Origin of the sequence: Ovoidimarina sediminis (assembly GCF_032586175.1) — a bacterium.
Lineage (GTDB): Bacteria > Pseudomonadota > Alphaproteobacteria > Rhodobacterales > Rhodobacteraceae > Ovoidimarina > Ovoidimarina sediminis.
The window spans coordinates 37672-49097 of record NZ_JAWHTE010000032.1 but is presented as its reverse complement, the minus strand read 5'-3'; the positions used below and the strand labels follow the sequence as shown (position 1 = coordinate 49097).

Genomic DNA, 11426 nt, shown 5'->3' with positions numbered 1-11426 from the left:
GTGGCGGAGTGTGGGTTAACCCGGACCAAATCATAATCCGCGTGTCGGGGGTTCAAGTCCCTCCTCCGCTACCAAAATCTCCGAATAATTTCAGATGGATATGATGAATCAAGGTCCGCACTTGAGCGTCATCTACTGTCGTGGGTGACAATTTGGGTGACAGCTGACGGATTCTGGCTCGAGCAAGTGTCCATTTGCGCCGCCTCAGCTACTAAACGGAAGAACGACTGCTAAGCACCGCAAAGCAGCCATGGTCCAATATCGGGTGGATGTCCGAGAAGCGGACACCGGACATTCATAGCCCATATCCGCTTCCACAATTTCGGCCTTACGAAACTGGAATCCAGATTTCGACCTTTCCGCGGCCAGTAAGGGGATCGAATCTGCGATCGTATCTTTCGAAGTCCGGGCTTTTTTCGGGTTCCAGACCGAGGTCCGGCAGGCTCTTGTTCCATATGGTGTAAACGGTCTTTGGTAAGTCCGAGATATGTCCAATGTGATTGAAAACTGCGTAACGCCCACCTGGAACATCGACATGATCCATGCCATCTGTCCGCCCCCGCGCCTGGACGCCTGCTACGTAGCGAAACCGACCCGTTTCGTCCGCGTCACAGCAAACGCCATATGCCGCGCCTGCCTCTGCATTCTGAACGTCGCCTTCCCTAGCATTGAACGACCGCCAAAGTGCCGGAATAGCACTTGTGTTTTCGAAACTGCATTGGGCACTCAATCCGACGACTCGAAAAGCCTTTTGATCTCGTATCTCGGGCTTCGGTACATTTACGATCATATCATTGTCCATCTTCAGTGGCTCCATGAGGCATAGCGTTGAAATGGAACGCCCATCGCGTGCACTGCTTGGCAGTACGCCGAAGTAGGTCGCGAAGGCGCGTGTGAACGCTTCGTGTGATGCGTAACCTGACTTGATCGCGATACTGAGGATGGCCTCGTCGCTGTAGGCGATGGCCTTAGCGGCAATGGAGAGACGCCGCCTGCGTACATATGTCATGATCGACATCCCCGTACCCTGGTGAAAAGCGCGGCACATATGAAAGACGCTGACCGCGCACGTTTCGGCGAGCAAATCAAGGGTGATCGTCTCACCCAAACTGGTTTCTATCTGCCAAATTATCCTGTCGAGCAAAGCCACGACGATCTCCGTCCGTTCACCACGAGATCATCCGACATAAAGAAGCACCGCGCTTGATCGCAATTGCCGTTCTTCTGAGAAGCAATGCGTGCGTATCGCAGGATCGACCGCTTCGGGCTCTTCCCGGTCATCTGAGGGATTTGGTCGGATGACCGCTGCCGCGAGTTGAGCGGTCATCCGGGGCCGTCGAAACGCGGTTTCAGGCCCGAACGTCCACTTCTACCGACAGCAGACATTCCCAAGATCAGGCTCGATGTCCGAGGTGCGGACGAAGCTGCCACTCAAAATTGCGGTGACTGAGATACCGGAGCCAGCAAACTGAAGAAAGTCTTCAATTGCGGCTTAAGCCCGATGTATCGGAGAGAGTGTGCTCCGGAAGTTATCTCCCAACTTTTGCCAATTTCTCAAGATAGGAGTTGCTACAAGCAGCTGACAAAGTTGAGCAAACTAGCAAGAAGGCAAGAGCCATTTCAAATGGCATCCCACGATTCTCGAGCGCCTGCGAGACCATTCCTCTCGTTCAGAACAGCAACGCCTTGGAGAGTGCGATTTGCATGTCTTGCACTTCTTATTGCAGCAGCCTGCAACACAACGTCCGTTGACAGCAGTTCCACAACAATTGCCCCGTCGATTAGCAAACGCACCGATACCACGACCGACATTCATCGAGAGAACAACTCTCTCCCGAGCCTGATCAGGCTACAAGCACACCACACCGAGGCGGGCAACTTCGACAGAGATGGTCAGTTGGAATTCGTCTCAACGGTCAGCCCGCCAGAGTACAACAGATTGGTTTGGGGGCCAGAACAGAACCATGAGGATGCCTACGCGGCATGGAAAAGCGCCGGGTGGAAGGATGCGATCTTCTTCACGGATTCGCAGGGTCGCAGCCTTTCAAAGCGGATAGTTCATTCCGAAGGCTTCTGCCTCCACGCCTCCACTCTTGTCCCTGCCAACTTTAACAATGATGGCATCGATGATGTCGCGGTCCTTTGCCACGGTTTCGATGCCAAACCATTTCCAGGGGAGCACTCTTTTGTTCTCCTCAGCCAATCTGATGGCTCATTTCTCAGCAAGAGGCTCACTTCCCGAACAGGGTTCTTCCACGGTGGTTCTGTAATGGACGTTAACGGTGACTCTCACCTCGACATCCTCGCATTAAATTCTTTTGATGGGTCAACGGTCGCGTACTTTGGCGACGGGGCCGGTGGATTCCCAAAATCTCGAAAGCTGATCAGTACAGGTGTCTGGCAGCATGCCATATCATCGTTTGATTTTGACAATGACGGCGACGGTGACCTGATTATCGGCGGCAACGAGTATGGTGGCGGCGACACCAGCCAAGACCTACCGACCAGGATTTATCTGAACAACGGCTCAGGCAGGTTCAGTAAGGGCAACTCTGTGACAATACCGGGCGTCAGAGGGTATGAAACGGTTCTGGACTTCGTGGTATCCGGCGAGACTTTGTTCGTGCTCAGAACCAATAGGCAGTACAGGGGTGGAGCTATACAGAAGGTCGACATGAACACCATGCAGCAGACCGGGCTCTACACTAGGTCCGATGCACCTCACCCAAATCGCCTTCGGCCTGTTCAACCAAGAAACGGACAGCCCACATTTAGTGATCTTTCTACAAGCCGTCGCCACTTTGACTTCAGCGTCGGTGCAAAAAATCAGGTTCTGTTTCTGAATTGATCTCGTGAGATTAGAAGCTCATAGCGGGACCCAATACGATTCACATCAGACTTCCGCTTCGGGCTGATTGTGTTGAAGAAGTCGGGTTGAGAGCCGCGAACAGATCGCGATAGCGCGTAACTGGGCCTGTCGCTCAGGCCGTCACCGGGGTGGCGGGGATCAGCTTCGCGAGTTTCCGGAGGTTCTGAGCGGTTGCAGCGAGTAGGAACTCGTCTCTGGCGCCGTTTGGTCCGCGGAGGCGTAGCCGGTCGAGCCGGAGAATGCGTTTCAGATGGGCGAAGAGCATCTCGACTTTCTTTCGTCGTCGGCTGGCATCCACATAGGCGTCCGTCGTCACGATGCGGCGAGCTGCGTCTCTTGCGGCCTCGTGGAGATGGCGGGAGATCTTCCTGGTTGGCTGGTTCGGGGTGCACTGTTCCTTGAGCGCGCAGGCCGAACAGTCCTGCTTGCGAGCGAAGTACTTCCGGAAGCCGTCCTTGCCGACCCCGTCGCGGGGCGTCTTCATCTGGCGCCAGGGTCCTGTCAGAAGAACTTGGCTTGAGCCGGGGCAGGGCGTTCTCGTAGCCTTCCTGCATGACCAAGCGCGCCCCATTCAAGTACTTCAAGACCAGTCCCGAGATCATCCGTCTCGCGGTGATGCTCTACGTCCGGTTTCGGCTTTCGCTTCGCAACGTCGAAGATCTTCTGCATGAGCGGGGTATCGATGTCAGCCACGAGACAGTGCGCTACTGGTGGCATCGCTTTGGTCCGTTGTTCGCGTCGGAGATCCGAAAACGACGGATCGAAGGTATGCAGTCCAGCCGTTGGAAATGGCATCTCGACGAGATCTTCGTGAAGATCAACGGCGAGCGTTACTACCTATGGCGGGCCGTGGATCACGAGGGCGAGGTTCTCGAGAGCTTCGTGACAAAGAGCCGTGATAAGAAGGCTGCGTTGAAATTCTTAAGGAAAGCAATGCGCAAGCACGGCCAGCCGGTGGCGGTTGTGACGGATAAGCTTCGGTCCTACGGGGCGGCTTTGAAGGAACTTGGTGCCGCCGATCGCCAGGAGACGGGAAGGTGGGTCAACAACCGGGCGGAGAATTCGCATCTTCCATTCCGACGACGCGAGCGGGCGATGCTTCGGTTCCGGCGGATGCGAAGTCTGCAGAAGTTCGCCGCCGTCCATGCCTCTGTCTCAAACCACTTCAACCAGGAACGCAGCCTCTCCAGCAGACCGCACTTCAAGGCCAACCGAGCTGCCGCTCTGATCGAGTGGCGCAGTCTCTGCGCGGCATAAGGGTCAGTGGGGCTGTCCTAGCAGAGACTGGTTCGCATTCGTCTGACAGCACCGAGCCAACAAAAAGCTCGTTCTAGCAATGATAATCGCGATTCCGGTCCCAGATTTCGGATCCGGCTTCTTCCAAGCGGCCCTTTCCTAGGCCATTCGAGATTGCCTTGCGGCTTCCTTGCCGGCGATGCCTCCAAGTGCGACGGCTGCAAGAAGACCATTTCCGGACAGGTATCCGCTGTCCGCCTTACCCGAGACCCCGACCGCAGCGCCGCCGGCGGCGTAGAGGTTGGGTATGGTATCGCCCAAACGGAGGCGCACCCGGGCTGCCGCGTCGACATCGAGCCCTCCCTGAGTGTGAAACAGAGCGCCGGTCACCCGGACCGCGTGAAAAGGGGGGGCCATCGGTATTTTCCCGAAGCGACGGCCGAAGGTATCCGTTCCGCCCCAGGGAATGGTCTCCAGCGTCTCGCGAAGGACGGCCTCGGGGAGATCGCATGCATCAGCCAGTGTGGCGATATCCCCGGCGGTGCGGATCGCTCCCGCAGCTTCCGCGTCCTTGAAATCCTGGAACTGGCGCGCAACCTTCGCAATCCGCTGATCGAAGATCGTCCAGGCAATTCCTCCCGGTTGGGCAAGGACAGAACGGGCCGCCTCGGAGTAACCATTGCTCTCGTCCCAAAACCGACGACCCTCGGTGTTCACTTGGACCCCACCCTCGGTAATCGTGGCCCAAGTGATCAAGATCCCGTGCGGATGGGCGACGTTGCCATGGCCCTGATAGGCACCAAGATGGCACGTCGCGGCCCCCAGCTCTTCGCCCCAGATTATCGCGTCTCCCTTGTTTCCATCGTGGCCGAACCAGACTGCGTCTTCGATTTCTGGCATGTGTTGGGCCACCATATCGCGGTTTCCGCCGAAGCCATTACAGGCAAGGATCAGTGCTTCGCACCCGATCCGTTCCTTACCGTCCGGGCCCTCGATCTCGCATCCCATGATGCGACCGTCCTCGACAAAGAGCCTTGTCGCGCGCCGGTGACAGACGATGTCGATCCCATGAGCTTCGCAGCTTGCACGAAGCCGGTCGATCAACTCGCGTCCCGATCTCGTGGGAAGCCCGTGCATACGCCTCCGGGAATGACCGGGATAGTCGAAATCCGTGACGACCGAGAACGGCAGCGCAAAGGCATCGGCAAGCCATTCAAGCGTTTGCGGAATGGCCGTCGTCAGCCGCCGGACCATCGCCTCGTCGTTCTCGCCGCTTGCCTTGGATTGGATATCCACCGCGAAAAACTCCGGGCTGTCATCGATTCCCGCCTCGCGCTGAAACCGTGTGCCCGCCGCCGGGATCAGGCCTGCCGACAATGCGGTCGAGCCGGACGGGACCGGATCGGCCTCGATCACAAGCACCTCGCCACCTTCCTGGCTGGCAGCCAGGGCGGCGACCAATCCGGCGGCTCCGGCGCCGATGATGATGATCGGGACCTCAAGGTCGAAACCCGTTCGGGGTGTTCTGTCCACGCGCAGTTTCAACCGGACGTTCAGCCTTCGTAGCGCTTGCCGCGAGCCAGCATGTCGGACGTCCCGATCGTCTTGTTCAGGCCGTCGAAATCGAACATCCGGCCCGAGAACGGGCGATTGCTGCCGTTTTCCCGGAGGCTCACATAGTACTCGCCAGCGGTTTTTGCCAATGCGCGTACAATGCCGCCGGGGAAGATCACAATGGAGAAGCCCAGGCTCTCGAGATCCGCTGCCGATTGCACGGGCGTCGCGCCACCTTCGACCATGTTCGCCAGAAGGGGCACCCGATCCCGAAAATGCTCTGCGGCACGGGCAAGCTCCTGGCCGGAGCGCGGCGCCTCGATGAAAAGCACGTCGGCACCCGCCGAGACATAGGTTTCGGCTCTTTCAAGAGCGCGCCCGAACCCCTCGACGCCGATTGCGTCCGTTCGCGCGATGATCAGCGTCTCGTCCGACATGCGGGCGTCCGCCATGGCAGCGATCTTGCCCGCCATCTCGCTTTCGGTGATCAGCGATTTGTCGGACAGATGGCCGCACCGCTTGGGAAAAGTCTGGTCTTCCACCTGAAGCGCCGAGGCACCCGCACGTTCGTAGAGCCTCATGGTTCTCTGAGCGTTGAGAGCGTTTCCGAAGCCGGTATCGGCATCGATGATTACGGGCAGGGATACGCGGTCGCGAACGAGCGTCATCGTATCGGCCATCTCGGTGACCGAAGTCAGCCCGATATCAGGGCGGCCCAACCGGGTATAGGCCACCGCCGCGCCCGACAGATAGAGAGCCTCGAAGCCGGCATCCGCGGCGAGGGCGGCTGTCAGTCCGTCATAAACTCCGGGCGCGACGAGGATTTCCTCAGATCGGAGGCGTACCCTCAGCGTCATGACAATTGCTCCAGCATCTCCTCGCAAGTCACGATCGGTGTAATTGAGCCGAGCGATACAAGCGTTGCGTCATGCACTTTCGGATCGAAGGCGGCGCAGCCATCGGAGAGAAGAATGGTGTGAATATTCCTGAGATGCGCATCGCGGACGGTGCTTGCCACGCCACCATTCGTAACGATCCCGCCGATGATCAGAGTGTCTATCCCCAGCGCCTTGAGGATGTATTCCAACCGGGTCTGGTAGAATGCGGAATAGGCAACCTTCTCGATCGTGTAGTCCGCCGGCGCCAGATCTTCGACGAGAGCGTGGCCAAAGGCGCCGGGCGCAAAATCGCCCCTTCCGAGGAAGGGGCGCAGTTTCTTGAGGTGTGGTGCGATCAACGGCTCGCCCCCAGGCCCGGGAACGAGCGTGAACTGCGCGCTGACAAATGTGCCGCCCCGCGATCTCAACCGGTCGACGATTGGTCGGATCCGCGCGGGCAAGGCGGTGATCAGTTCCGAGGTCTGGCCGGCTCGCCCATAGGCGCCCTTCGCGTGCAGGAAGTCATTCTGCAGGTCGATCGTCAGGAGCGCCGTCCGTGCGGGGTCAAGTTCATCCATTTCAGACCTCTTCCGGCATGATGATGGTGTTGCCAAAGTCATCAACCCCCGCCCTTAGCCCGGGGTCGACGAGAACGGTGGTATCGGGTTGAACGAGTATCGCGGGTCCCTCGATTTTCGCGCCCACGGGAAGCGAAAGGCGATCGTAGATCGCCGTCTCGTACCAGCGGTCTCCGAAATGGACGCGGCGCGTTCCAATGCGCGCATCCTCCACACTTCCGCCAATCGGTGCGAGGGTCTTCAGATCAAACTTGGGCCGCCTGCCGATCACCGATGTCCGCAGGTTCATGACCCTTCTCTGGCCATTCTTCAGCAGACGGCCGTAGGTGGAATGATATGCCGCGTCGAAAGCCGCCTCGATACCGGCCACGGTCGGTGCGGCAACGCGCCTGCCCTCGACATCGAGAGACAGCGGAACCGAAACTGTATGCGTCTGCCCGACATAGGCCATGTCGAGCTCGACAAGGATGTCCCGCGCCTCGAACTTCGAGGCGGCCTGATCCAGCAGGGTGTGCCCTTCGTCGACGTGCGACTGCATGATCTCCGCCACGTGATCGATATCGAGCGCCGAGGTCATTGCGTTGATCGTCTGCACGAAATCCTGCCGCATATCCGCGATTACGCAGCCCATCGCGCTGGTGACGCCGGGGTAACGCGGCACGATCGCTCGGCCGATGCCGACCTCTTTAAGCATGGCGCCTGTATGCAGAGCTCCGCCGCCCCCAAAGGGCATGAACGCGAAACGCTTCGGGTCGAACCCTCGCTCGATGCTTACCAGCCGGATCGCGCCGGCCATGCGTGAGTTCGCCACGGTGAGAATGGCCTCCGCAGCCTGCATGGTGGACAGACCCAACCTCTCGCCAACATGCAGGTCGATGGCGCGCGACGCAGCATCGACGTCGAGGCGCTCCAGCTTGCCGCCCATCGGGTTTTCGGGATCGATCCGCCCAAGGACGACGTTTGCATCCGTGACCGTCGGCCGATCGTTGCCCAGGCCGTAGGCCACCGGCCCCGGCGACGAACCTGCGCTCTCGGGGCCAATGTTGAGCAGGCCTCCCTTGTCGACCCAGGCGATTGAACCGCCGCCGGCGCCGATTGTCGTGATTTCGATCATGGGTGTGCGGACGACCATGCCGAAGTCGATGGAAGTCTGCGGGGACAGCATGGACTGGCCGTCGGCGATGAGCGCCACGTCGAAGCTCGTCCCGCCCATATCGCCGGTGATCACGTTCTCGAAGCCGGCCGTCTTTGCAATATGTCCGGCCGCCATCACTCCTGCGGCCGGACCGCTTAGCGCAGTTCGGATCGGGAACCTGCATGCCAGGTCGGTGCCCATCACCCCACCGTTTGACTGGACGATCAGGAACTCGCCCCCGAAGCCCCCTGCTTCCAGAGCCGCATCGAGCCGATCGATATATCCTGAGACCTCCGGCTGGAGATACGCGTTCAGGGCAGTGGTGGAGAAACGTTCGAATTCACGGATCTCCGGCAGAATTTCGGATGAACCGCTGACATGAGGGTTCGGCCAGATTTCCCGAACCCTGGCCAGCGCCCTTACCTCGTTCTCCGGGTTGGCGTAGGCGTTGGCGAAAAGGACTGCGACGGCAGAGCATCCTCGCTCGACAAGGAGGTGTGCCGCCCTTCTGACTTCGTCGAGGTCGACCGGCGTGCGGATCGTCCCGTCGGCAAGGGTGCGTTCCGGAACCTCCAGCCTGAGGTCGCGCGGCACGACGGGTTGGAAATCACCACGAAGTCCCCAGGTCCGGGGGCGGTCGCGGCGGCGCATTTCCAGAACATCGCGGAGCCCGGCAGTGGTGATCACGCCAACCCTCGCGCCCTTTCTCTCCAGAAGTGCGTTGGTCCCAGCCGTCGTGCCATGGACCACGACACCCACGTCAGAAAGGTCCTCTACCCGTGCCCCGATGCCATCAAGAAAACCGCCAGACTGATCGGGTCGCGTTGTCGGCACCTTTGCGACCTCGGCAACCCCCCGGTCCTCGTCCAGAACGAAGACGTCCGTGAACGTGCCACCCACGTCTACTCCGACCATCTTCGTCATTTCGAGGCATCCTTCCACGCCGCGCCGAATTTCTCGGTGGCGACCTCCGGCGTCAGGTAACCTTCGGCAACGTCATACGCCACCTGCTCCGGCGCGCGGCCCGACGGTTCGCCATAGCCACCGCCACCCGGCGTTTCGAGACGAACGGCCTGACCCTTCTTCAGCTTGATCCCAAGCATCTTCGAGGTGAGGGGAGGCCGATGCCAGCCGTCGTCCTGCTCGAAGGAGAACTCGTTCATCGCGCCCGGCTCCCCGCCGGCGACACCCTGAGGAGGAAAACGCCCTCTTTCTCCGAACAGAAATGCCTCTGCACCTTCTTCGAGAAGTTCAATTTCATAGACTGCCCCCAGGCCGCCCCGATGTGTCCCGGCTCCTGCGCTGTCTGGCCTCAGCGCCCATTGCCGGAACATGACGGGATAGGCCGCCTCAAGGATTTCCATCGGCGGAATGGTGGCCGTTGAAATGGGTGCGTTTCCATGGTTCAGGCCGTCGCTTTCCGCGCTTCCGCCATGACCTCCGCCGTAGAAGCTGAACATCACCCAGGGCTGGCCGTTCGCGCGCTTTCCCGCAATGGATAGCGCATTGATCGTGCCATAGGCATTGGCGACCACGCGCTCCGGTGTTGCCTGCGCCGCCGCTGAGAATATCACATCGATCATTCTGAGGATCGTCTCTGTGTAGCCGCCGACCGGAGCCGGGAATTCTGCGGCAAGAAGTGATCCCTTCGGTACTTTTACATCGATCGGACGCATAACCCCTGCGTTCGCCGGCAAGTCCGGGAAGATGTGCTTGATGGCCACATATGCCGTCGCGACGGCCGTCGGCAGTGCGATGTTCACGGGGCCGGCCGTGACCGGCGCCGTCCCCTCAAAGTCGAGGGTCATCCGATCGCCGCTTATCTCGATTGCGACATGTATCGGGAGGGCCTCGTCCGTAATGCCGTCATTGTCGAGGTAATCCACCGCCTCCCAACGCCCATCGGGCAGGCCCTCCAACTCTGATCTCATCAGAGCCTCGGCCCGATCGCCCAGCGCGTCGAGAGCGCCCCGGACGGTCGCGGCCCCGTATTCGTCGATCAGTTCGTCGAGGCGTTTCACTCCGAGATCCAATGCCCCGAGCTGGCCATTCAGGTCTCCCATCGCCGACTGCGGGAGGCGGGTGTTGCGCATAAGGATGTCGATGATGTCCTGGTTCACCTCTCCGCCGCGGACAAGTTTGACGGGTGGCAGGACGAAGGCTTCCTGAAACGCCTCGGTGGCGGAAGGATTGTAGTTGCCCGGCACAGCACCACCGACATCGTGCCAGTGGCCCACGCTCGCAAGATAGCAGAACAGCTCTCCATCCCGAAAATACGGGCGGACGAGGCGCATGTCGGACAGGTGCGTTCCGCCCATATGGGCGTCGTTGAAGATGTAGATGTCGCCTTCGGCGAGATCTCCCGCCTCAGCGGCCTTGTCGATCACCGCCTTCACGGCAAACGACATGACGCCGACGAAAATGGGCAGCCCCGATTTGCCCTGCACAAGCGTGTCTCCGGTCGCCGCGTGATAGAGGCCGTGGGATGCGTCGTGCGCCTCTGCGATGATCGGGTTGAACGCGGCGCGGAATAGCGTCGCATCCATCTCGTCTGCGATCTGTTCCATGCGACCGGCGAGAACGGCCAGAGTAATCGGATCGATGTCGCCGTTCATCTGCCTCGCACCTCTGCAATGTCGTTCCAGACGTCCTGTCGCGTGATGAGCCCGTCCTCGATCTCAAAGCGATCAACGAAGCGAATGCCCTCAAAAGTGGTGCCGTCCGGCCATTCGCCGGCAAGCGTCCCTCGCACGTACACAACCGTCGCGTTGTTTGATTGAAAGGCCTCGACGGCCTCGTTGGTCTTTGTGACGAACCGATACCGACCCTTTGCCCAATCGATGAGCTCCCCCAGTCTCGACATCGGTTCCGTGCCGGGAAACCTCATTTCGAAGCCAACGCCCAGACATGCCGAGGCGGCATCAAGATCACGCGCCTCCATGGCGGACAGGTAATCCAGGACGATCGCCTTGGGGTCGGGACGCGCCGGCGCAGGCTTCCGATGCCGGCCCCCCCTCGCATAGGCCTCTTCCGGATACTCATGCAGCATCACGGAGATGGCCTCGTCGGGTGCCGGGACCACAAATCTCACGGCGTCCGTCAGCGCGGTTGTCAGTCGAGATTTCTCGTTCGGGGAGTAGCCTTCGAGAATGTGCGCCTCGATTACTGGCATATAT

The 11426-nt window shown here is 59.8% G+C and carries 9 protein-coding genes, 1 tRNA gene and 1 pseudogene; 3 read left to right on the top strand and 8 right to left on the bottom strand.

Features of this window, described 5'->3' with window-relative positions; translation table 11 throughout:
* Positions 1 to 2: 2 nt before the first annotated feature.
* Positions 3 to 74: transfer RNA gene (locus RXV90_RS23160), tRNA-OTHER, on the top strand.
* 254 nt (positions 75 to 328) lie between these two features.
* Here the strand turns inward: RXV90_RS23160 and RXV90_RS23155 are convergent.
* Positions 329 to 1150, bottom strand: coding sequence for an AraC family transcriptional regulator (locus RXV90_RS23155; protein ID WP_316652307.1), 822 nt, complete (start codon positions 1148 to 1150; stop codon positions 329 to 331).
* 474 nt (positions 1151 to 1624) lie between these two features.
* On the opposite strand from RXV90_RS23155, the gene RXV90_RS23150 reads away from it, so the two are divergent.
* Positions 1625 to 2848: an FG-GAP repeat domain-containing protein gene (locus RXV90_RS23150; RefSeq protein WP_316652306.1), complete on the top strand. Its 1224-nt coding sequence runs from the start codon at positions 1625 to 1627 to the stop codon at positions 2846 to 2848.
* A gap of 133 nt (positions 2849 to 2981) precedes the next feature.
* Here RXV90_RS23150 and RXV90_RS23145 read toward each other — a convergent pair.
* A pseudogene (locus RXV90_RS23145) lies at positions 2982 to 3359 on the bottom strand (transposase); the annotation flags it as partial.
* Positions 3360 to 3421: 62 nt separating this feature from the next.
* Between RXV90_RS23145 and RXV90_RS23140 the strand changes: the two are divergent.
* The gene (locus tag RXV90_RS23140; RefSeq protein WP_316652304.1) at positions 3422 to 4126 is read left to right on the top strand and encodes an IS6 family transposase; all 705 of its coding nucleotides are present in this window, start codon (positions 3422 to 3424) and stop codon (positions 4124 to 4126) included.
* Between the two features lie 138 nt (positions 4127 to 4264).
* Here the strand turns inward: RXV90_RS23140 and RXV90_RS23135 are convergent, their stop codons facing one another.
* Genes RXV90_RS23135 through RXV90_RS23110 form a run of 6 tightly spaced genes read right to left on the bottom strand, consistent with a single transcriptional unit; the run spans position 4265 to position 11422 of the window.
* Positions 4265 to 5644 (bottom strand): FAD-dependent oxidoreductase, encoded by a 1380-nt coding sequence (locus RXV90_RS23135; RefSeq protein WP_316652309.1) that lies wholly within the window; start codon positions 5642 to 5644, stop codon positions 4265 to 4267.
* 14 nt (positions 5645 to 5658) lie between these two features.
* Positions 5659 to 6516 carry an isocitrate lyase/PEP mutase family protein gene (locus tag RXV90_RS23130; protein ID WP_316652302.1) on the bottom strand — a complete coding sequence of 286 codons (858 nt, stop codon included), beginning with the start codon at positions 6514 to 6516 and terminating at the stop codon, positions 5659 to 5661.
* Positions 6513 to 7115, bottom strand: a complete 603-nt coding sequence (locus tag RXV90_RS23125) for a cysteine hydrolase family protein (protein WP_316652301.1) — start codon at positions 7113 to 7115, stop codon at positions 6513 to 6515. Before RXV90_RS23125 ends, RXV90_RS23130 begins: the two co-directional genes overlap by 4 nt.
* A 1-nt stretch (position 7116) precedes the next feature.
* Positions 7117 to 9174 carry a hydantoinase/oxoprolinase family protein gene (locus RXV90_RS23120; protein ID WP_316652299.1) on the bottom strand — a complete coding sequence of 686 codons (2058 nt, stop codon included), beginning with the start codon at positions 9172 to 9174 and terminating at the stop codon, positions 7117 to 7119.
* Complete coding sequence (locus RXV90_RS23115; protein WP_316652298.1) at positions 9171 to 10865, bottom strand: hydantoinase B/oxoprolinase family protein; 1695 nt, start codon at positions 10863 to 10865, stop codon at positions 9171 to 9173. The genes RXV90_RS23120 and RXV90_RS23115 overlap by 4 nt, the downstream gene beginning before the upstream one ends.
* Positions 10862 to 11422, bottom strand: coding sequence for a nuclear transport factor 2 family protein (locus RXV90_RS23110; protein ID WP_316652296.1), 561 nt, complete (start codon positions 11420 to 11422; stop codon positions 10862 to 10864). Before RXV90_RS23110 ends, RXV90_RS23115 begins: the two co-directional genes overlap by 4 nt.
* Positions 11423 to 11426 lie beyond the last annotated feature (4 nt).